The organism is Acinetobacter sp. CWB-G5 (assembly GCF_019209785.1).
GTDB classification, from domain to species: domain Bacteria; phylum Pseudomonadota; class Gammaproteobacteria; order Pseudomonadales; family Moraxellaceae; genus Acinetobacter; species Acinetobacter johnsonii.
Window position 1 is genome coordinate 42,393 of record NZ_JAHUTF010000001.1, and the last position, 23,060, is coordinate 65,452.

Annotated in this window: 13 protein-coding genes; 5 read left to right on the top strand and 8 right to left on the bottom strand. The window is 41.9% G+C overall.

The genetic code is table 11. The features are described from left to right. Window position 1: 1 nt before the first annotated feature. Complete coding sequence (locus tag KVY11_RS00215) at window positions 2-1,210, bottom strand: efflux RND transporter periplasmic adaptor subunit (RefSeq protein WP_218287564.1); 1,209 nt, start codon at window positions 1,208-1,210, stop codon at window positions 2-4. Between the two features lie 296 nt (window positions 1,211-1,506). Between KVY11_RS00215 and KVY11_RS00220 the strand changes: the two genes are divergently transcribed. The 3 genes from KVY11_RS00220 to KVY11_RS00230 all read left to right on the top strand — a co-directional run bounded on the left by KVY11_RS00220 (window position 1,507) and on the right by KVY11_RS00230 (window position 5,582). Further along, window positions 1,507-2,022, top strand: coding sequence for a sigma-70 family RNA polymerase sigma factor (locus KVY11_RS00220; RefSeq protein WP_087014265.1), 516 nt, complete (start codon window positions 1,507-1,509; stop codon window positions 2,020-2,022). A gap of 20 nt (window positions 2,023-2,042) precedes the next feature. Then, a complete protein-coding gene (locus KVY11_RS00225) occupies window positions 2,043-2,999 on the top strand; it encodes a FecR family protein (protein ID WP_218287566.1) in 957 nt (318 codons plus the stop codon). A 66-nt stretch (window positions 3,000-3,065) separates the two neighbouring features. Continuing rightward, entirely contained in the window at window positions 3,066-5,582 is a 2,517-nt protein-coding gene (locus KVY11_RS00230; RefSeq protein WP_218287567.1) for a TonB-dependent receptor, read from the top strand. Between the two features lie 121 nt (window positions 5,583-5,703). On the opposite strand, the gene KVY11_RS00235 is transcribed toward KVY11_RS00230, so the two are convergent. Then, complete coding sequence (locus KVY11_RS00235; protein ID WP_218287569.1) at window positions 5,704-6,294, bottom strand: GNAT family N-acetyltransferase; 591 nt, start codon at window positions 6,292-6,294, stop codon at window positions 5,704-5,706. A 45-nt stretch (window positions 6,295-6,339) separates the two neighbouring features. Continuing rightward, complete coding sequence (locus KVY11_RS00240) at window positions 6,340-6,984, bottom strand: FMN-binding negative transcriptional regulator (protein WP_218287571.1); 645 nt, start codon at window positions 6,982-6,984, stop codon at window positions 6,340-6,342. Between the two features lie 109 nt (window positions 6,985-7,093). On the opposite strand from KVY11_RS00240, the gene KVY11_RS00245 reads away from it, so the two are divergent. Both KVY11_RS00245 and yddG read left to right on the top strand, forming a co-directional pair. Continuing rightward, window positions 7,094-8,596, top strand: a complete 1,503-nt coding sequence (locus tag KVY11_RS00245; protein WP_218287573.1) for a PLP-dependent aminotransferase family protein — start codon at window positions 7,094-7,096, stop codon at window positions 8,594-8,596. A gap of 172 nt (window positions 8,597-8,768) precedes the next feature. After that, window positions 8,769-9,653 carry an aromatic amino acid DMT transporter YddG gene (yddG, locus tag KVY11_RS00250; RefSeq protein ID WP_218287574.1) on the top strand — a complete coding sequence of 295 codons (885 nt, stop codon included), beginning with the start codon at window positions 8,769-8,771 and terminating at the stop codon, window positions 9,651-9,653. A gap of 136 nt (window positions 9,654-9,789) precedes the next feature. Here the strand turns inward: yddG and KVY11_RS00255 are convergent, their stop codons facing one another. The 5 genes from KVY11_RS00255 to KVY11_RS16665 form a co-directional block, all read right to left on the bottom strand. Further along, window positions 9,790-10,977 (bottom strand): HlyD family efflux transporter periplasmic adaptor subunit, encoded by a 1,188-nt coding sequence (locus KVY11_RS00255; protein ID WP_218287576.1) that lies wholly within the window; start codon window positions 10,975-10,977, stop codon window positions 9,790-9,792. After that, the gene (locus tag KVY11_RS00260; protein ID WP_218287578.1) at window positions 10,974-13,109 is read right to left on the bottom strand and encodes a type I secretion system permease/ATPase; all 2,136 of its coding nucleotides are present in this window, start codon (window positions 13,107-13,109) and stop codon (window positions 10,974-10,976) included. Before KVY11_RS00260 ends, KVY11_RS00255 begins: the two co-directional genes overlap by 4 nt. Then, the gene (locus KVY11_RS00265) at window positions 13,106-14,722 is read right to left on the bottom strand and encodes a TolC family protein (RefSeq protein WP_218287580.1); all 1,617 of its coding nucleotides are present in this window, start codon (window positions 14,720-14,722) and stop codon (window positions 13,106-13,108) included. Before KVY11_RS00265 ends, KVY11_RS00260 begins: the two co-directional genes overlap by 4 nt. Continuing rightward, entirely contained in the window at window positions 14,719-15,804 is a 1,086-nt protein-coding gene (locus KVY11_RS00270) for a glycosyltransferase (RefSeq protein WP_218287581.1), read from the bottom strand. Before KVY11_RS00270 ends, KVY11_RS00265 begins: the two co-directional genes overlap by 4 nt. Window positions 15,805-15,896: 92 nt before the next feature. After that, window positions 15,897-22,868, bottom strand: coding sequence for a type I secretion C-terminal target domain-containing protein (locus KVY11_RS16665; RefSeq protein WP_218287583.1), 6,972 nt, complete (start codon window positions 22,866-22,868; stop codon window positions 15,897-15,899). Between the last annotated feature and the right edge of the window lie 192 nt (window positions 22,869-23,060).

Below are 23,060 nucleotides of genomic sequence, written 5' to 3' on the forward strand. Positions count from 1 at the left end.
CTTATCCAACAGCAGGTTTTGATGTGGCCATGACTTGCGGTTGATCCGAGACAATTTGAACTTCTTTGCCTTCTGCAAGTCGGTCAATTCCTTCTAAAACCACCTGCTCCGTACCATTTAAGCCTGTTAAAACTTGAATCTGCCCATTAGAACTTAAGCCAAGGGTGAGCATACGAATTTCTGCTTTTTTCTGCGAATTGACGATATACACATAAGTGCCTTTGGCACCATGTTGCACGGCGTCACTTGGAATACTGATGGCATCTTGAACGGTATGTGCATTTAAACGAACATTGACAAACTGATTGGGAAATAAAACATCATCACGATTATCAAAAATTGCCTTGATCTTTAAGGTACCTGTATTGGCATCAATCTGGTTATCCAACGCCTGCACCTGCCCAACCGCAAGTTGCTTTTGTTCTGCTTTATCCCATGCCTTGACTGGGACTTGATGTCCCTGTTTCATGTTTTCACGCAAATGAGTCAAATCATGTTCAGCAACTGAAAACTGTACATAAATAGGATGAACTTGGGTGATGCTAACCAAACCTGTCGTATCATTGGCCTGAATTAAATTACCCGCATCTTTCTGCTGAAAACCAACTCGTCCATTAATCGGTGAATAAATTTTGGTATAAGACAATTGTAATTTGGCTGCATCAACCTGTGCACGATTGGCCTGTATTTGCCCTTTCAACTGATTGACTAAAGCGAGCTGTTGTTCAACTTGTTGTTTAGCAATTGAGTCTTGCTTAAACAGCAGTTGATAACGTGCTAACTCAGTTTCTGCATTTCGTAGTTGAGCTAAGTTTTGCTGTTGTGTCCCCTCTGCCTGTGCCAAAGCCACTTGAAATGGTGCAGGGTCAACTTGAGCAAGAAGTTGTCCTTTTTGAACAGTCTGCCCTTCTTTAAAATAAATCTGCTTGAGAACACCCGAAACCTGAGTTTGAACATTCACTGTATGGGTCGGAACAACTGTACCGATGGCTTTAATTTCCACCTGCAAGTCTTGTCGCTGCACAGGCACAACACGTACAGGGACAGGTTTATCCCATTGACTATATTCTTCGCTAGGTTGAGACATCGCTTTTTTCCAATACAGCCCTCCCATGCCTAACAATAAAATGACAATGATGAATCCAATCCAAAGTGTTCGACGATAAAGAAAATGTTTTGTTGGATTGTTATTGTTCAATGGCTCACTCATTACATTTCCTATTCATTACAAAAAATTTTCGCCCAACACATACTGTTCAAAATCGGAAGATCCATACAATTTTTTAAAACTTGATCAAATTAAGTATTTAAAAAATTGAAACTTCCTATCCCAAATCACGCATATCTATTAATAAGACGGATGAAAACAAAAAACAGCTCACGCTAAATGTTGCGATTTGTAATTGCATTTAATAATGATTATCATTAATATTCAACCTTTCATTTCTTTATCCCACTTTTACTGCTGAGATTCAGGATATTTTTCTAGGGTCATGAGTTAAAAATATGAACTTAAATGTCCAAAAAAAATTGTGGTTTAGTCATCTCTACAACACCCATCAAACAACCTTGTTGTCATGGTTCAAACACAAACTGCAACACCACCATCAGTCTGAAGACCTGAGTCAGGAAGTGTTTTATCGTGCTCTGAAAAGTGAATATTGTTTTGAAAAAATTAAAGAGCCTCAAGCATGGCTCATGGGTATTGCTAAACATGTGATCATTGATCACTGGCGGCATCAGCATGTTGAAAGGTTGTATTTAGATGCGTTGGCACAGCTACCAGAAAACTACTACCCTTCGGCAGAACATGAGGTGTGCATTCGAGAAACCTTGTATCAGGTTCATCGTATGCTTGAGAAACTACCAACGCGTACATCTCAAGTCTTTTTATTGTCTCAGTTAGATGGTCTGACCTATCGAGCGATTAGCGAAAAGCTGAATATTTCTGAAGCAACGGTAAAAAGAGATATGAAGCAGGCTTTTTTAGCCTGTATAAGTCTTTATAATCCAACCGACTAATCGATTTCCTTACAACTGCTATGTCACAGCCTTCCCCTCTTCCTGAAAGTATCTTAGATGCAGCCGCTGATTGGCTGGTGCTGATTCATTCTGGGGAAATCACCGAAATACAACTACAGCAATTTGAGCAATGGAAGTCTCAAAGTAAGGAACATGCTTTAGCCATTTCACTGATCGAACGTTTTACTCAAGGTTTATCGGGTTTACCTTCCTCTTTCCAAAATGATGCATTAGTCGAGTCTAAGCAAAAATTTAATACTTCTTTAAAACACAATATACTGTTTGGGCTATCGGGCTTTTTAGTCCTTGGTTTAAGTGCATATAGTATGCCGTGGGCAAAGTGGCAAGCCGACCACCACACACAAGTGGGTGAAATTAAAACGGTGCCTTTGGCAGATGGTACGAAGCTGATTTTAGCCAGTAACAGTTATGTGAATGTCGACTTTTCAAAACAAACTCGACAAATTGAATTGGTAGAAGGCGAAATTTATATTCAGACGGCCAAAGATCCGCAGCATCGTCCATTTATGGTCACTACTCAAGATGGCAAAATTGAAGCACTGGGTACACAATTTACCGTTCGCCAAGAAGCCCGACATCGCACCAAAGTCAAAGTTTATGAACACTCAGTAGCTTTATACCCTGCTGAAACAACGACACGAAAACTTTTACAGCAAGGTCAACGTACCAGTTTTGATGCAAGTTCAATTTCAGTCATCAACCCGCTTCAAAATGACCAACCTTATTGGACACAACATTTACTGGTTGTCGAACAATGGCCTCTTAAAAAAGTATTGGATGAATTGTATCGTTATCAAAATGGAACTTATTTTATCGATCCTGAGTTAGAAAAAGTCCGTGTTTCGGGGGTATTTTCATTAAAAAACCCAAAGCAAAGTCTAGAGAACTTGGCCTATACCCATCAGCTTGAATTAGATTATTACAGTGCTTATTTATTAAAAATAAAAAAAAGATAAAAATTTGACCCTTTTTTTGAACTGACTCGACTTATACAGAAATACACTCCCAATCGAGAACACCGCATGAAGGATTATCAGGCAAAAAGTAGCTTAGCGATGGCTATTCGCGCAGTTTTATGGGGCATGCCACTGATGGCAGGAAGCTTCGCTACTACTGTTGTTTATGCTGCCACAACGTATCCTGTGAACATTACTCAACTCCCTTTAGATGAGGCGCTAAAACAACTCGCAATCCAAACAGGGACAACCATCAGCTATGACTCAAAGGCTCTTTCAAATTTGCAAGCGAAGGCGCTAAAAGGTAATTATGCAGTCGATCAAGCATTGGCTGCATTATTACAACCTCATGCTTTGCTTGCAGTAAAAGTCAACAATGGCGGCTATAGTGTTCAAGCAAGACAACGAGCCCAAGCCCAAACAAGAGAAGTTCAACTTGAAGCCATTCATAGTCAAGCCAATAACGCTTCAGGTGCAAACAGTAGTCAAGTGACCAGTGCAGATGGAACTGCTCAGCTCGCAACGATTTCTTTAAAAGCAAACTCAGGCAATAACTTAACGACTGAAGGCTCGGGTTCCTATACAGCCAAAGCCACCACAGCATCGACGGGTTTGGCACTTTCACTCAAAGAGACGCCACAATTGGTGAGTGTTATTACCCGCCAACAAATGGAAGATCAAAACCTGACGCAATTGACCGATGTTGTTTCACAGGCCGCAGGTTTGACCATTAACCAAAACGGTAACATCGGCAGTGATAACTCGCCTATTTATGCACGTGGCCAAACGGTTGATAACTTTCTACTCGATGGCGTAAAGCTGATAAGTTCATATAGCAGTATTTTCCAAAGTCAGGACACTGCTTTATTTGACCGTGTTGAGGTGGTGCGTGGTGCCAATGGTTTAATGACGGGTGCAGGCTCTGCCAGTGCAAGTATTAATATGGTAAGAAAGAAACCTTTACAAGATTTTAAAGCCTCTATTAGCGCTAGCGCAGGTTCATGGGACACTTATCGTACCGATGTCGATGTCTCATCTCCATTAAACCAAGCAGGCACGATTCGTGGACGTACCGTTCTCGCCTATCAAACGGGCGACTCTTATATCGACCGCTATAGTGAAGAACGTAAAATTGCCTATGGTGTTGTTGAGGCAGACCTTACAGAAAAAACCAAAGCCAGTTTGGGGCTCAGTTATCAAAAAATGGATATTTCAGGTATTGCCCGTGGCGGTTTACCTTCATTTTATACCGATGGCAGTCTCATCGATTGGTCACGTTCGGACTCAAATGCTGCAAGTTGGAGTGAGTCTGATCGAACAACAACAGCTTATTTTGCAGATATTGAGCACCAGTTTAACGGGCGTTGGAAGCTCAAAGGTGTCATATCTCGTACGATCACAGCCTCTGATGAAATTGTCGGTTATGGTTACGCACGCTCAGGAATTAATAAAGAAACTGGGGCAGGTACTTTACTCTATGGATCTCACTGGGACTACGAACCCACTCAAGACCTCTTTAACTTAACCTTAAATGGTTCATTTGACTTACTCAACCAAAGCCATGATGTGGTTTTAGGCACCACCTATGCCAGAAGTAAAAATAAACGTCCAACCTATTCGGGTTGGAGTGTAAATACTTTGGATAATATTTTCGAGTGGGATGGGCATAACCCGACACGCCCTGAAATGCCGATTGATGGCTGGTACAGCAATGATGAGAAAAGCCAATCTGTATTTGGTGCAGTACGTTTAAAATTGGCTGATCCACTGGCGGTGATTTTAGGAACACGTTTAGAAAATTGGCAACGCGTAGATAAAGACTACACCAACTCAGATCAAAAACTCGTGACTTCAATACGTGAAGAAAAGAACAAACTCATTCCTTATGTTGGCATCACCTATGACTTAACAGAGCAATGGACAGGTTATGCAAGTTATACCAATATTTTCTTACCACAAGACAAGCAAACCACCACAGGTAGCTATATCGATCCACTGGTAGGAAATAGCACAGAGCTGGGGATTAAAGGTGAATTCTTTGATAACCAACTAAACTTCGGTGCTGCCATTTATCAAACCCAAGAAGATAATAAAAGCATTGCAATAGAAGGGAAAACTGCACCAAATGGCTCTCAAGCATACCGTACAGAATCTGGTACAAAAAGCCGCGGCTTTGAGTTAGAAACCACAGGTAAACTGACGGATACTTGGCAACTTTCTGCAAGTTTTTCACGCAATCTCTCTCAGGACAAAAATGGCAAGAACTTAAATACAAGTATCCCAAACAATACCGCTAAATTATTTACCACTTATACCCTGCCTTACCTCGACGAAGCTTTAACAGTAGGTGGTGGACTACGCTGGCAAAGTGAAATTTATCAAGATAATGAGTCTAATAAGACTCGATTCACACAAGACAGCTATACATTGGTTGACTTGATGGCACGTTATAAAATCAATGAAAATCTTGTAGTGAATTTTAATTTAAATAACCTGTTCAATGAGAAATATCATCTATCAACTACAAACAGCTACTATGGCGCACCAACTAACTTTAGAGTGGGACTAAAATACGACTGGTAATTTTAGGTCAAATATCACTGATCATTTAGTTGTACATCTACGGCATTATTTTCATATGAAAGTAATGCCGCTTTTTTATGTATTATTTTTCTCTAATGAAACGAGTCGGCTAGACAAAACGTTATTTCTTGCTCAAGAGCGCTCTCAAATGCTGCTGCACCGCAGGCCATTCACTTTTTAAAATACTGTACACATATGTATCTCTTAAAATATCATTCTGCACAATTTGGTGACTTCTAAGTACCCCGTCTAATTTTGCCCCTAAACGTTCAATCGCAGCCCGACTTTTAAAATTAAAAGAAGACGTACGGAACTCAACCGCAATACAATTCAAAGTATCAAATGCATGCGAAAGCAGAAGATTTTTACACTCCGTATTGACATAACTACGCTGCGCGGACTGGCTATACCATGTTGAGCCAATTTCAACACGGCGGTGCTCGGCTTCGATATTCATAAAAGTCGTCATCCCTAACAGCCTACCACTGTCTCGTGCTTCCACCGTAAATGGCAACATACTGCCCAGCCGCTGTAAATCTAGGCGGCGTTGGATTTCAGCCATCATCTGCTCAGGTGAAGGAATGCGGGTATACCACAACTTCCATAACTCGCCATCACGCACTGCATCACACAGTGCTGGAGCGTGTTCAAACTCAAGCGGTTTTAATATAATTCTCTCACCCTGTAAAACCACAGGTTTTAAGCACTGCATGGCTCACTCCTTATATTTTAATTCGTTAAGTTGGATCATCTGTGGCTAGATCGAGTTGATTTTTGATGCGGCAATCAAATGCATTGCATCGGCTATCTCAAGCTGTCCCGTTTTTGTCAGTGCATTCGCTACACCCAGAACATCTCGATGTTCTTTGTTTTGGCCGAGTTTCGATTTGCCTTGCAACTGAGTAATTTCGATTTCGATCCCCACAATTGCTTTTAGCATGGGTTCAAGATAGTCCTTCGGAGCATCCGACATTTTCCACGGCTCGGGTTGTGTTGCTTCATGAGTTCGTGTCAAACATGCCACCACACCGCGTACATAGCGCTCATCATCCCGAATAGTCACACGACCATAAGCATGTACCACTCGATAGTTCCATGTCGGTACTTGCTGATGATGCTCTTGTTTGCTGGGATACCACTGCGGTGAGATATACGCATCTCCAGCTCGAAAGACCACCAACACTTCATCGCCATTCTTCAGGTCTTGCCAAACAGGATTATTTCGAGAGACATGGGCATGCAATATGCCAAATTCAGTATTATCAGCTTGTAATTCAAAGGGTAAGTGATTCGCGTCTAAACCACTGATCCCATGTGTAAATAAAATACCCAATGGATAATTCTGTATGAGCTGATGTAGCTCATCTATTTGAGTCACTTCAAAATCTGCTGGAATATACACGGCACAGCCTCCTTGAGCTCATTGTTGCTATATTTGTTGTTGTAAATTCTCAGGTTTAATTGGATTATTCAAAAGTACCAGTTTGTATTACTTTGAGTAGACCAGAATTATGGCAAGAATGGCAAAAGTCGTAGAACTCCCCTCTATCGCAAAACTCAATAAAATGCAGGGACAAATAGCCGCCCAACTGATTCAAGCATTGCGACAAGCGGTACAAAATGGTGATTTACAAGCGGGGGATCCCTTACCTTCATCGCGAGAATTGGCGATGACATTAAATGTTTCGCGTGGCACCATTATTGAAGCGTATGATCAACTCTTAGCTGAAGGGGTTTTAGAGGCACGTGCACGCCAAGGAACTTTCGTTTCAGATGCCTTATCGCATTCAAAGTCTCAGCAAACTCAGGAGCGGAGAAATACTCACCCTACTCACGTTCAGCTGACACCCGCAGCTCAGGCTTATGCTGAAGTATTGAAAGAATTTAAACCGCTTCCCCATCTTCCTTTTGCAGTCTCTGTGCCTATTGGGCGCACCCAACCAAATGATATTTGGAGAAAATTTGGTAACCGCTATCGTGCTCGAGGAGTAGGCGCACCCTCTGGTTATGATGACCCACAAGGTGTATTTTCCTTACGAGTTGCGATTGCTGACTATGTACGACGCTCTCGTTCTGTCCACTGTGAACCTGAGCAAATAGTGATAACTAGTGGCATCCAACAGGCTCTATATATCTGTAGTCAGATTCTATTTAAAGCACAAGACCAGGTTTGGGTCGAAGACCCTGCCTACCGAGGTACAACGGCGCTACTAGAAAACTCAATACAACCCTTACACATTGTTCGTGTTCCCGTGGATGAAGAAGGAATTCAAGTCGATACAAGTATAAAACTCGCGCCCAATGCCCGTGCTGCCTTTGTAACTCCTTCTCATCAATACCCAATTGGTATGCCGATGAGTTTATCTAGACGTACAGCATTGCTCACGTGGGCCAAACAGCAAAGCGCTTGGATTATTGAAGACGATTATGACAGTGAACTGCGCTACAGTGGCCAGCCTTTTCCTGCCTTACAAGGGTTAGCACCTGAACAAGTCATCTATTTGGGGACATTTAGCAAAGTACTGTTCCCATCACTACGCCTCGGCTATGCCGTACTACCCAAAGCGTTGGTCGCTCCTTTTTGTGGATTGCGTGTTTTGATCGACCGTCATCCTCCCTCTGCTGATCAGCACGTTTTGGCTGCCTTTATTCAAGAAGGTTATTTAGAACGTCATATTCGACGGATTCGTAATGTCTATGCAGAGAACCGTCGATATTTAATTGACATGATTGAACGTTATATTCCAAAACACTTAGGCTATTTACAAGCTGGAGATCAAGGCATGCATATGGTGCTATGGCTTGCAGATTACATGGATGATCGGAAAATCGCTCAAGCTGTACTCGATGCTGGTATTGCGATTAAAGCGGTTTCTCCAACCTTTTCCTTGGAACGTAAACGCTCTGGTTTAGTACTTGGTTTAGGTGATTTTGAGCTGATTCAAATAGAACGTGCTGTACAAAGTTTGGCTCATGTTCTTAAGCAGCATGAGCAGCCTCTTGAGGTGGAGTAAATTCACGTGATTCATGATCAGGTATATAAGCGACTGACCACCATTTTTCCGTATAATGTCGGCAGCGCTCAGTAGCCTTAAAAATTGCACTGTAAATCCATTTTCAACCAGACAATGGAAATGCTAAACAGAATTTACAAATTAAATGAATATGTTAAAGACTCCAAACAAAATGAACTCGACGAAAGCAACATGGATTGGTTTGGCTGCCATTGTATTATGGAGTTTAATTATTGCTCTGATTAAAGAAGTGAGTAACAGCTTTGGAGCGATTGGTGGAGCCGCCCTTATTTACTCGTTGGCCTCTGTTTTTTTGTTGCTCTTATTTGGTTGGCCTCGGTTAAAAGAATTTCCTCTTCCCTATCTGGTTTGGGGTAGCTTGCTGTTTGTTTCTTATGAAATTTGCCTTGCCCTGTCCATTGGTTACTCAACTAGCAGTCGACAAGCCATCGAGGTTGGTATGGTGAACTACCTGTGGCCGACCTTTACCATTATTTTTGCGATTGTATTTAATAAACAAAAAGCCAATTTTCTCATCGTACCCAGCTTTTTAGTCTCGCTGATCGGTATTTGTTGGGTGCTGGGCGGTGATCAAGGATTAAGCTTTAAAGGCATGCTCAGCAATATTCAAAATAACCCTCTAAGCTATGGTTTGGCATTGCTTGGCACTGTACTTTGGGCGTCTTATTGCACCCTCACCACAAAAATGGCGAATGGTAAAAATGGAGTAACACTATTTTTCATTTTAGTTTCAATTGTGCTGTGGGTTAAATGGTTGTTGTTAGGAGAGGGCACTTTGAGTTTTGAACTGCAGCCCACCATTTATTTAGTCCTCGCAGCCTTTGCAATGGGTATGGGGTATGGCGCATGGAATATTGGTATATTGCATGGCAATGTCACACTATTGGCTGCCGCATCGTATTTTATTCCTGTGCTTTCTGCTGTGGTTTCCGCTGTCATTTTAAGTACGCATTTAACTTTCAGTTTTTGGCAAGGTGCGTTGATGGTCTGTCTCGGTGCTTTGCTGTGCTGGGTTTCGACCAAAACCACAGTATAAATGATTAAAAACAGCGTCTATTTCAAGCCAATTTTCAGCGCTGATTCTTATTTGTAAAACCAGTGACTTAATAAAAAAGCCAACGCATGTGATGTCATCGTTGGCTTTTTTATTGTTTCAAACCAATGGGCGGATATTAACGTTCACGCAGTGCTTCTTTGGCTTTGTTAAACGGTTTTATTAAATAGTCCAACACCGTCTTATGCCCCGTTTTAATATCCACGACTGCCACCATACCCGGTGTAATGTTAAATTGTTTACCTTGCTTATTGATGAGTTTGTCAGAGTCTGTACGGATATAAGCACGGTAATAGAACTGATCTTGCTTGACCTCATCACGTATTGTATCGGGTGAAATGACCGTCACTTTTCCATGCAAACCGCCATAAATTGAATAATCATAGGCCGTCACTTTCACCAAAGCCTCTTGGTCAGGTCGAATAAAAGCAATATCGCGTGGCGAAATGCGGGCCTCAATTAAAAGCTGTTCATCTAAAGGAACGATGGTCATCAACTTTCCATTTTGTGGAATGACACCACCAATGGTCATGACATCAATTTCTTTGACAATGCCCCGTACAGGTGACTTAAAAACAGTGCGCTGTAAGGTATCCGTTTTGCCTTTAATCACCTGTGCTTGAGTTTCAATATCAATATTAGCTTTGGCCAATTCTTCCCGTGCTTTAACATAATATTGATTGCGAATATCGTTCATCTGATTTCGAAGGTCATTGGCCTCTCGTTTCAAACGAAGCACCTCTACTTCACTAGCTGCCCCTTTTGCGACAAGGGGCTCTGTCATCGCAAGCTCCTGTTCCACCAAAACCAAAGCTTGACTTAAGCCAGATACCGAATCATTTAAATTCGAACGGCGAGATTGATATAAGGCAGTTTCTTCACTGACTAACTTAGGTATTTTTAGCACATCTTCTGGAAATACCAAGGGAGTAGCGTTGACCTCCGCACGAAGTCGTGCAGCAGTCGCTTTTGACGCAATTAAGAGTGATTCTGACTCACCTACATTTGAAGCAAAACGCGTTGGATCTAGCTGTGCTAGAACTTGTCCTTGCTTTACAATTTCCCCTTCACTGACATACAGTTTAGTTAAAATCCCGCCTTCTAAGGATTGAATCGATTGTTCTTTAGATGATGGAATGACTTTACCTGAGCCTGTAGAGACTTCTTCTAATTCAAAAAACCATGCCCAAGCCAACAGCACAAGTAATCCAATACAAATCACCCAAATGAACTTGCTAACACTCGGTAAAGGCGGTTGAAAGTTGAGAGCAGAAACGCTTTTTTTACTAGATTCCGTTTGACTCATGACTTCAACACCTCAGCAGTTTTTTGTTGTTTTGATTGATTTAGAATCTGATCTCGTGGTCCATCCATTACAATCTTTCCGTCGTTCACCACAATAATCCGATCGACAAGTTCTAAAACCGCACGACGATGCGTCGCAATAATCATGGTTTTTGGTCTTAACCAGTGCTTTAAATGATCAATTAATTGTTTTTCTGTGACTTCATCTAAAAATGACGTTGGTTCATCGAGCAGTAAAATATTCGGCTGACAAATCAATAAGCGCGCCATTAACAAAGCCTGACGTTGCCCACCTGAAAACCCAGTACCACCTTCTAAAATTTGAAAATCAAGCCCTTCCTTTTTAGCTTGAATAAAATCGAGTGCACCTGTAATTTTTAAGACATTTAAAATTTCTTGATCACTGGCCAGAGGTGCTCCAAGCGTCAAATTCTCTCGAACTGTGCCAAAAAAGAGATGTGCATTTTGATTGAGCAATCCCATATCTCGCCTTACATCTGCGGGATCAATCAGTCTTAATTCCAGTCCATCGAGTTTAATTTTGCCTTGTGTGGGTTCTTGCATCCCCGATAACAACTGCAATAAGGTCGATTTACCTGCGCCATTTCGTCCAAGAATCGCAATTTTTTCGCCAGCTCTTATGACCAATTTAGCAATGTGTAAGTTGGGCTTTTCATCTCCATCACTGTATTTAAAACTAACGTCTGTTAAGTCATAATCACCATTGATCACAGGTCGATGAATTAAATGTGCCCGCTCAGGTTGATCAACAGCACGTTTCATCAGTTCATCTAGACCTGTTTTTGCAACTTTTGCCTGTTGTAAGCGCCCAAGTACCCCTGCAATTTGGGCTATAGGTCCAAGCATGCGAGAAGACAGCATCGAACATGCCACCAATGCCCCCGTTGTCATTTCACCTTTCATGACCGCAAAACACCCCACTAACACGACAACAGCAAAGGTCAACCCTTGAATCTTCTGTGTCCATGCATTCAACACACCCACCAACTTTCTCTGACGCATGGAAATATCAGCAGAAATTTCATTCATACGGTTCCATTGATTTTGAAAGCGAGACTCAGCTCTAAGCAGTTTAATGTCTTCAATACCCTGTACCACTTCAACGAGCATGGCATTACGAATCGCACCTTCACGCATACCTTCTTTAGCCAATTTTGCTAAAGGCTTTTGAATCAGTAGACCCGGCAAAATCATCAAAGGAACAACCACAAGCATGACCCAAAACAGATTGCCGCCAATAAGCCAAAAGATTACTAAGAACATTAAGAAAAAAGGTAAATCGGCAATTGCTGAAATGGTGGTTGAAGTGACTAGTTCACGAACCCCTTCTAATTCTCTAATTTGAGAAATAAATGTACCTGTTGATTTTGAGCGTTCTTTATTTTTAATGCGTAAAGCATGACCAAAGACCCGATCCGATATTTTTAAATCTGCTCTTTTACCAATAATGTCTGATAAAAAAACCCGTGCAACGCGTATCGAAAACTCAAAAATTGCCGCAATTAATACTCCACCTGCCAGCACCCACAACGTTGGGATTGACTGTGCTGGAATGACACGGTCATAGACATTCATAGAAAATACGACGGTTGCTAATGCAAGGATATTCGCCATTAAAGAGGCAAACATAATGTCTATATAACGTTTCCAGTCTTGTAATACGATGCCCCAAAACCAACTGGCTTCATAAGGCTTGATGTATTCATCAACCCGGACATCACTCACCGATTTTTCAGGTCGAATGATATAAACAAAGCGAATATGTTCTTGTAGTTTCGTAATGGTATAGGTTTGTGTAAGCCCTTCGTCAGCACTGAACTGGATGCTGATATTGCCATCTGAATCTGCTTTTTCAATTACAGCGACTTGTCCATCTGAGAACTCGACAACGACAGGTAACAACCATGGGTTGAGTAAATCTTGACTGAATGGCACTTGACGTAGACTCATCCCCAGTTGACGGGTCATGAGTGTCAAAGTCTCCGCGATAGAATCACTTTGATTCCAGTTGAGTTGCAAACGAAGTTGTTCTTCTGATGTTTCAATACGATAGTGCTTTGCAATACGAAGCACTGCTTTTAGCCATGGTTGGTAATTTAATGAACTGCTCATGACACCACCTCAAGTCCCTGAATAGGCGTATTATTTAATTGATAAACAGCTCTACTACGGCCAGTAATTTCAATATATCGAATCAGTGCTGTATAAATATCATAGCGAGCAGCTTCAATTTCCTGAGCTGCACCATGTATTGCTTGTTCAGCATTGAGCAAGTCAACAACAGTTCGTGTGCCTAATTTATATTGTTCTTGATAGAGTTCTTTGGTTCGTTTTGTGGTTTCACGTCGTTGAGCAAGAACCACCATTTGCTTTTGCTTACTTTCCACTTCTGTCTGAATCAAACGAGTTTGATCCAATACATCTAAATAAACAGTACTGACTTGTGCTTTAGCTGCTTCCTCTGCATAACTAGCAGCACGGTTTCTCGCACTAATCGCTCCACCTTGAAAAAAGGTGCTTGAAGCTTCAAGCATGATTGAATTATAAAAACCATCATCTTCGTTATTATTTGGATTGCGCCCATTTACCGCCTGACTCAGGCTGCCTTTAATATTTAACGTTGGATAGACATTTAATTTAGTTTGTTGCTTCTGAAATTTCGCAATCTGAACTGCAGTTTGTGCGGCCATCATTTTTGAAACGTTATTAAAATCAATTTCATCGTATAACCCTGCTTTTTCAACTAAAAAACTTGGCATATTTATATTTACATTTGAAACGTCGTATCCCAATAAAGTTCTGAGTTTTTGTTGATACTGATGTAATTGGGCTTCCTGAACCACCTTGGTCGATTGCGCTGCTTCTAAATTTGACTGCGCTTGAATCGGATCTGCTTGGCTACTAATACCAGCTTGTGCACGTAACCGCGCAATTTCGGCGATACGACCAATACCACTAATTTGTTGATCGGCAATTTTTACGAGCTCTTCATAGCGTTTGATATTCACAATTGCATTGGCTACTTGGTATGAAATATCATCAATTTCAAGTAATAACTGCGCTTGGTCTTGCATCAACTTTGCTTGTTCGACAGTCACAGCACTTTTTATTTTGCCGAAGTCATAAAGCATTTGTGTCGCAGAAATACTAAAAACTTGTCGGCCACGCTCTCCTGTCGTAAAGTCGCCAGTATTAAATCCTCCTGAAATTTGAGGAAAATACTGTGATTTGACGGTATCAATATTTGCTTGCTGCTGAGCAACTTCCGCAATGCCTTGAGTAATTTCGGGACGACGTTGCAATGCCTGCCGAATCGCATCTAAAAAATCCAGTTGGCTTCTTTTTGTTACAGCGACAGACCTTACACTACTACTAGGCATGTCAGTCGTCACTGCGGCGCTTATTTTTGGTAACTCTTGGACTGACGATGTATTGGTGAATAAACGATTAAAATCATCAATTTTAATCGTATTGGCTTGATCGTCAGGTTTAGGCTGCCATATTTGATTGATTTTACTTTTAACAGAAGATGGTTGTTCTGTATTGGCACTTGCAAATGTCACGGGAAACAATAGAACTAAACTTAAATATAAAGAGGAGTGCCAAAAACCAGAACTCTTAAGCATACAAATAAAATGCGTTCTTTTTTCGGCAATAGACCATTTGTTCATTAAAAAGATGGATTCAGATTTTGATTCAGAGCGAATCATTTCCTTTTTTTTCATTTATAAAATTTCTCATTTGCCAACATGCGCACTTGCTGTGTCTTCGGGTACTTTTTTTCTGTTAGCAATTTTTGCATGGCTTCTTGGCCTTGCTTTTTATATATTTTACAATAGGTTGCTGAAACAGCCAACTCATCTAATGCTCGCCACTCATAGATACTTGCATCCACAAATAACCCGTCTTTGGGGCTAGGAATATCGATAGCTTGCATAGCAAAATAGCAAGCTAAGTCAAAGTCTTTTTTTAGCCGATAGTAACGTGCTAGAGCATAGAGTGGTTCAGCGCGTGACTGATTTGAAATCCATGATTTTAAATATTCACGGTGAATGATGACTTCATCTAGCCCTAGACGTTCGGCCATTTGCGCCGCCCGAAATTGGGCCATCCAGCGCTCCTCCTCCCAACCAACTGCTACAGCACGCTTTAAAAAATACTCGCGTGCTTTTTCAAACATGCCAGCATCACGGTAACTTTGTGCCAAATAAAAAACATAGCGCAAATTATCTGGCTCATCTATGAGTCCTTGTTCCAGCAAAGCAATATCATTGAGATATGTATTTTTATTTTTTGCTCGAGCACCATCATGCTGAACAAATATGTTCAAGCCTTCAAGTGTTTGCCAACGATGTAATTGCTGTGAGTGAAGATATTCATGTATGACCCCTTTCCAACTCCACTCTAGAGTTGTAGAAATCATGGCATTACGTCGATAACGCAAAGCGCCATAAATCACTGGAAAATAATAGGCTTTCGCCGTAAGTGCAGGTAAAACAAAATCTTCAGCAGCTTGCAACTGTTCATCCGCATCAATGAATAAGAGATAATCCGCAGTAGGCAGATCTTTTGAGACTGCAAGCTGTAGTGCCTCTGTACGGTTGTACCCAAAATTTTTCCAAGGCCGTTCATATAACTGCCCAGGAATGTCTTTTAAATAGTCTTGAATAATGTCCTGAGTACCATCACTCGAACCGGTATCTACAATGCACCATGAATCTATCCAAGGTTTAACTGACGCCAAACATCTTAAGATGACATGCGCCTCATTTTTAACAATCATATTTAGGCGAATATGCTTTTTCATTTATTACTTATATCCAATTCATCAAATACATAGAGAAGAGATGCTTTGTGTTTAAACCCACAAAGCATCCTTTTTTATTCCTTTCCTTCTGTTTAGAAGATGATCTGATTATTATTTAATAAGGTCTGAAGTTGATCCTCTGCTGTAGCACCTAAACTACTGGCTGTAATGTTTTCTAGCACCAACAAGTCTGATTTAACAGTAAAGTTCGTTCCACTACCATCTCGGTCAATTGCAATCACTGCATGTCCATTTACATCAGTTGTCACAGAAATATAGTTACCTATATTAGTCGCAGTCTGATGTCCATCGAGCAATGCAGAAACATCAATTTTATCTGCCCCCGAACCAACCGAAAAATCAGTCCAAATGTCAGTGCCATTACCACCTCTAGCATCTAAATTATCTAGAAGTTCATATAGCGCTGTGTCATTACCCGTACCACCAGTAAGCGTGTCATTGCCTGACCCTCCAATCAACAAGTCATTCCCCGCGCCACCAATGAGTGTGTCATTTCCATCTCCACCACGTAACAGATCATTGCCAGCGCCGCCTGTTAATGTGTCATTACCAGCATAGCCATATAAACGTACACCTTCTGTTGCCGCAGAATGGTCTAGGTTGTCAGTAACATTGGAGCCTTCAAATATGAACGTATCACCATTGCTAAAACTATCGAGTAAGTTCACATCAATTAAGCTACCACCACTCTTCGTTGATGATGCACCTTGACTATCAATGGCTGTCATTGAAACTGAGTTCAGTACATTTGTAGTTAACAAATTACCTGTAAGCAATGTGCCATCTTCCGCACGCATTTCAACTGCTGCTAAAAGCTCATTGATAGCCAAATTGCTAATCGTTCCACCATCTAGTGCCGTAATGATGAGTGTATTGCTATAGCCGAGTAGATTGAGTAAACCACCATCCGTCACTGAGGTAACTTTCAAACCTAGCTCAGTAGCCAACTCTGTACTGACGGCAAAGTAAGCACGTGTTAAGCCAACATTAACTACAGGTTGATAAACCAATTCAACGCGTTGCAAATTGTTGTTTTGGTCGATGACTGAATAAGACTGGCGACTAAGATCTAGTAAGCCAAGTGCATCTACACCAATCAAGCCAAGAAGCGTATTCACTTCTAAACTAATTTCTGGTGCAACATTATTTGGATCAAAGTCTGGCTGATATTGATTGGCGTCTTCTAAACTACCAACTGTTAAATCCACGTTATGTGTATCTGTATCACCATCTCCATCTTTGACTTCAATGTCGATATTCAGATGATCATCAGCTTTAATACTGTCATAAGTCGTCTGATCTAGCACTTGTTCGCCAATGATCAATTTTCCAGATTTAAGTAAGAAATTGATGAGTTCTTCTTGACTATTAAATTGGTCTAGCAGATCTGACACAAATTCAAGTACGATCACTTGATCAACTGCATTTACCGTATCAGAGGCTGTAATATCTGTAATACCACCTGTTGAACTGATATGTATTTCTGTGTTCCCCCCAATTTCAACAAAGTATAAGTACTGTCCTATATTAATTGAGTTAGTGCCAACACGACTCGCACCAGACAACAAACCAGATAGATCAATTGCATCACCACCCTGTGCTACAGAGCGAGTATCAAAATCAAGAATTGTGTCTCTTGCTGCTGATGAAACAGTTCCTTGGTCTCCCGCTTCCCACTTGAAGACCACACGACCTAAGTAGCCTGTCATCGTGTCATTGCCTTTTCCACCAATGATAATGTCATTTCCAGCACCACTATCGATTGTGTCGTCACCAGCTCCACCACGGATGATGTCAGCAAAGTTACTGCCTGTGATGATATCGTTGCCGTCTAGACCATAAATGCGTACAGAGTTAGCTGCTCCACTTTGATCTATTGTGTTTGCACCTACTGTACCAGTAATAATAGCTTCGTTAGATTCGTTGTTTGAACCGAGTAATCCACCTAATACATCCGCACTAATTAAATCACTGTGCGTTGAGCTATCTGTGGCGTTATTACTATCAGTCGCTTTGACTGTAAATGTTGGGGCAACTCCAGCTTGTGCTAACCCGCCCAAAGCGCTTGTAGCAACGTTAACAGATCCTAATAACTCATTAAACTTTTGAGCAGCGGCTTCGGGGTCACTAGTAGTAATTGTAAGGGTTTGTCCGTAAATATACCCACTACCATTAGGATTTGGGATAAATGTTGCATTTGCAGAACTCTTCGTTACAGTTAAACCTAGTTCTATCGCTAGTGTGGTTGAGTAATCCAAAGAATATTGACTAAGACCTAAAGCAGAAGTTAACGAACCTAGGACACTTCCTGCATAGTTTAAAACTGCGGTTATACCTAATGTATTCAATAGACCTGCAAGAATTCCACCAATAATAGGAATACCAGCAACTGCTTGACTTATTACGGCTGATCCTAATTCAGTTGTAATTGATATCTCAACAGTTTTTAGATTTTCATTAGTATCACTAACACTAAACATTTGAGATTTCGATAAATCAACAACACCCAATACATTTGCATCAACGACGCCTAACAATCCGCCACTAGAATTGATTGTGGCCTCAGGCGCTTCATTGACTGCAAGACCTTGACCTGTAACTTCAACAGTATAATTTCCAGTGTCTAAATTCACCGTAATGGTTTCACCACGAGCTGTCGTGACAACTAAGGATGTACCTGAACTATCTGTCACAGTATGTGAAGTCACAATCATTGAACCACTAAAGCTGCTAGGCGGCGTCACGGTCGTACCATCATAAGTAAAATTAACACCTTCAATAGTCACTTTACTTACATGTGCACCCTCAACATCACCACCAAAGGTTTCAACAGCTGACCCACGATAAGTTTGCGGTATGCTGATATCTAGCGTTTCTGACCCCTGTGTTATTTGTTGTGTTAAATTTGCCCTGTTCTCTGTAGCTGCAACAGGAACACCATCAACAATTTCTAGTTTCAGTACATCATGTGCAAGACCTCCATCTAGAATTGGAATCGTAATGGTGATTTTGTCTGCACCCACTAGATGGTGGTCAAGGCTATGGTTTTGAACAATCGTATAGTCGCCATTATTATTAATCGTGATACTCAATACTGGCTCTGTCAAACCTGTTGCAGTTGCAATAAATGGGTCTGCTAGTGTACCAGTTCCACTCCACACCAAAGCGACACCGCCAACAGTCATCAGCACAGATGTACCATTTCCATCAACTGCCGTGACGGGCGCTGAGGTACTGTCCATAGCTAGGCTTGTACCTGTTTTAACAGTACTACCTGTAACTGGTGGATTTACACCAACTCCTGCAAGTACGGAATCACTCAGTACTGCTGGAATATCTAAGGTATATGCAGCATCAGCCACCGTTGGTAATGATGTATTACCAACACTGTCAGTAAAAGTCGCTTCAGCATGAACATTACCAGCACCGCCAGCAAACTGACTACCTGGAATAGATGCTGTCCATGTGTTTCCGGTTAGAATTGCAGGATATGTCTGACCATTTACCGTTATCACAACTGTTGCTGAGACTGTATCAGCAGGCAACGTTACAGACCCTGTAACCGTAATATTACCCCCAACTTCGCTGGCATCAATAACATCATCACCTGCAATAGGTGTAAGAATACTGACAGCCCCTCCAACAGGTGGTAATAAATCGACAATGATTGAATCAGTTACTCGATCTACATTACCCCATTGATCCGTTGCTGAAACATCAATCGGATTTTGACCTTCTCGTACTGATACGTTAACTATTAAGGTATGGCTGCTCACCTCTGATGGATTAAGAATATATTTGTCACCATTGACAACAATGATATCTCCGACCTGAGCATCTGCACCTAATGTAATTTTTACAGGGGTATAGTTTTTACCATCCATCTCTGTTGGAGTCAGTATGCCATCGCCACCTACGATATTTACATCATTAGGGAAGTCAATCGAACTTACGATGTCACGCGGTGCACCATCAATCTGTATATCTTTAGATGCATCATCTAACTCAGTCCCTGTATTAGATTTAATATCGACATCTAGCGTCTCAGTTTGTCCTTGTGTTACAGGCACATCTAAAAATTCTACGTATTTTTGATCTATGTCAGCTTGCGTTACTGTATGTTCTACGCCACCCAAAGAAATAACATCTCCTACGCGGACATCGTCACCAATCTGCACACGAACATCGATCGTACTACCTACACCTAGCTCAGTGTTATCAATAATGTTATTTCCATTCGTATCACTTATGACATTCACATTACCAATATAGTTCCCATCAGTGACTTCAAAGAATTTAAAGTCTACATCTGTCTGACCATCGCTATTTGAGGCATCAACACGTATGAAATTCAACCCGTCCAATACAGATACAGAAACTTCTATTTCTCCTGCATCAATATTTTGTTGAGTAAGCACATACGGAGTGCCATTTACTATAATGACATCTGTTGCCTTGGCATCTGCACCCAATCCAATCGTTATTGTATTTGGCCCATCTAGAAGCTCGCGCTGACTGAGTTTTCCATTTGCATTTGCATCGGCATTTAAAGTAATACCTGTAATCAAATCAGCTGATCCACTTACACCTGTAGCACCAGTAGCACCTGTTTCGCCTGTGGCACCCGTAGCACCAGTTTCGCCTGTGGCACCTGTTTCACCTGTGGCACCCGTTGCACCATCTGCACCTACAAGCCCTGTTTCACCCGTTGCACCTGTAGCACCCGTTTCACCTGTAGCGCCTGTAGCACCAGTTCCACCTGTTGCGCCCGTAGCACCCGTTTCGCCTGTGACACCAGTTTCGCCTGTAGCACCCGTTTCGCCTGTAGATCCCGTTGCACCTGTTGCGCCAGTTTCGCCTGTGGCACCAGTTTCGCCTGTAGCGCCTATAGATCCCGTTGCACCAGTTTCGCCTGTAGCACCAGTTTCGCCTGTGGCACCTGTTTCGCCCGTTGCACCAGTTTCGCCTGTAGCGCCTATAGATCCCGTTGCACCAGTTTCGCCTGTGGCACCCGTAGATCCTGTAGCGCCTGTTTCACCCGTTGCACCAGTTTCACCTGTAGCACCAGTTTCGCCTGTAGCGCCAGTTTCGCCTGTGGCACCTGTTTCGCCCGTTGCACCAGTTTCGCCTGTGGCACCAGTTTCGCCTGTGGCACCAGTTCCACCTGTAGCGCCTGTTTCGCCCGTTGCACCAGTTTCGCCTGTAGCGCCTATAGATCCCGTAGCACCAGTTTCGCCTGTAGCACCAGTTTCGCCTGTGGCACCCGTAGCACCAGTAGCGCCAACCTCACCTTTCAAATATTCAGCCAAGTCTGAAACTGTAGAACCTACTGGTAATTCACCAGCATCAATCAATAATTCTAATACTGATTTACCATCCGCACCTGTAGCGCCATTCGCTCCATCTGCTCCTTTAAGGTAATCAATCAGATCGTTCGTATCTGAACCCGGTGGTAATTCTCCAGCTTCGATCAGCAACTCTAGTGCTGACTTACCATCCGCACCTGTGGCACCTGTTGCGCCAGTCGCGCCATCTGCTCCTTTAAGGTAATCAATCAGATCGTTCGTATCTGAACCCGGTGGTAATTCTCCAGCTTCGATCAGCAACTCTAGTGCTGACTTACCATCCGTACCTGTGGCACCTGTTGCGCCAGTCGCGCCATCTGCTCCTTTAAGGTAATCAATCAGATCGTTCGTATCTGAACCCGGTGGTAATTCTCCAGCTTCGATCAGCAGCTCTAGTGCTGACTTACCATCCGCACCTGTGGCACCTGTTGAGCCAGTGGCGCCATCTGCTCCTTTAAGGTAATCAATCAGATCGTTCGTATCTGAACCCGGTGGTAATTCTCCAGCTTCGATCAGCAGCTCTAGTGCTGACTTACCATCCGCACCTGTGGCACCTGTGGCACCTGTCGCACCAATCGCACCATCCACACCTTTTAAATATTCAATTAAATCAGTAATGGTTGCATCTGCAGGTAATTCTCCAGCTTCGATCAGCAACTCTAGTGCTGACTTACCATCCGTACCTGTGGCACCTGTTGCGCCAGTCGCGCCATCTGCACCCTTTAAATATTCAATTAAGTCATTAAGGGTTGCATCGCTTGGTAATTCACCTGCATCAATCAATAACTCTAAGGCTGATTTTCCATCTGCACCTGATGCACCTGTCGCACCAATCGCACCATCTAACCCTTTTAGGTAATTGATCAAATCATTAATATTCGCATCGGTTGGTAATTCACCTGCATCAATCAATAACTCTAAAGCAGATTTTCCATCTGCACCTGATGCACCTGTCGCACCAATCGCACCATCCACACCTTTTAAATATTCAATTAAATCAGTAATGGTTGCATCTGCAGGTAATTCTCCAGCTTCGATAAGCAGGTCTAAAATTGACTTTCCATCTTCACCCGATTCGCCCGTTGCACCAGTTTCGCCCGTTGCACCAGTTTCTCCAGTAACGCCTGTTTCACCTGTGGCACCCGTAGATCCTGTAGCCCCAGTTTCACCTGTGGCACCTGTAGATCCTGTAGCACCTGTTTCACCTGTAGCACCCGTAGATCCAGTGGCACCCGTTTCACCTATAGCGCCTTTAGAACCAGAACCTGAATCATCATCTGAATCATTTGCTGCCCAAGCTATCATGCCTCCCGCAGCTAATGGAATTGCAATCCACGCTAATGCAGACATTCCATTATCATCGTAAAGTAAAGGTTCAATATTACTCAAAGTTGAATATGTTGCATTTATAGCATCTCCATTAGCAACAAAATCTACCCATACTAAGGCATTACTACCTTCTAAAACTAAACTATTATCCGATGCGAAAAAACCAACAATTGTTATAACCTCTCCATTATTTAAAATAACTTTGAGATCATTCCCTTCTTTTGAAAAACTCTTAACATCATCTTTATTTAGCTGAAGCTTGACTACCGAAGGGTTTTCTTTTGATAACTGAACTTTGTTTGATCCTCCCATATTAGCCACAGCTTCTTTATGAGATTCCTTACCTACTATTGAAATTTGAGTAACCATACAAATAACCCTCTGAAATGGTATTGATTTGTTATTTCCATCCAAAAATAAAAAACGTTTTTTGGTCTTATTAAACTTAAACGACTTTTAGCTACTCATAACCTGTGCATTTTTATGGTTCATCAAATAAAAAAATGAGTATTAAAAGTAAATTATTTCTTCTCTCAATGTTTTTACACTAGTTTATTATTC

What these genes read in the sequence shown, in the direction of transcription:
- KVY11_RS00245 (WP_218287573.1), top strand. Translation starts at nt 7,094, where the DNA reads ATGGCAAGAATGGCAAAAGTCGTAGAACTCCCCTCTATCGCAAAACTC.
- KVY11_RS00255 (WP_218287576.1), bottom strand. Translation starts at nt 10,977, where the DNA reads ATGAGTCAAACGGAATCTAGTAAAAAAAGCGTTTCTGCTCTCAACTTT.
- KVY11_RS00215 (WP_218287564.1), bottom strand. Translation starts at nt 1,210, where the DNA reads ATGAGTGAGCCATTGAACAATAACAATCCAACAAAACATTTTCTTTAT.
- yddG (WP_218287574.1), top strand. Translation starts at nt 8,769, where the DNA reads ATGAACTCGACGAAAGCAACATGGATTGGTTTGGCTGCCATTGTATTA.
- KVY11_RS00265 (WP_218287580.1), bottom strand. Translation starts at nt 14,722, where the DNA reads ATGAAAAAAAAGGAAATGATTCGCTCTGAATCAAAATCTGAATCCATC.
- KVY11_RS00225 (WP_218287566.1), top strand. Translation starts at nt 2,043, where the DNA reads ATGTCACAGCCTTCCCCTCTTCCTGAAAGTATCTTAGATGCAGCCGCT.
- KVY11_RS00270 (WP_218287581.1), bottom strand. Translation starts at nt 15,804, where the DNA reads ATGAAAAAGCATATTCGCCTAAATATGATTGTTAAAAATGAGGCGCAT.
- KVY11_RS00230 (WP_218287567.1), top strand. Translation starts at nt 3,066, where the DNA reads ATGAAGGATTATCAGGCAAAAAGTAGCTTAGCGATGGCTATTCGCGCA.
- KVY11_RS00260 (WP_218287578.1), bottom strand. Translation starts at nt 13,109, where the DNA reads ATGAGCAGTTCATTAAATTACCAACCATGGCTAAAAGCAGTGCTTCGT.
- KVY11_RS16665 (WP_218287583.1), bottom strand. Translation starts at nt 22,868, where the DNA reads ATGGTTACTCAAATTTCAATAGTAGGTAAGGAATCTCATAAAGAAGCT.
- KVY11_RS00220 (WP_087014265.1), top strand. Translation starts at nt 1,507, where the DNA reads ATGAACTTAAATGTCCAAAAAAAATTGTGGTTTAGTCATCTCTACAAC.
- KVY11_RS00235 (WP_218287569.1), bottom strand. Translation starts at nt 6,294, where the DNA reads ATGCAGTGCTTAAAACCTGTGGTTTTACAGGGTGAGAGAATTATATTA.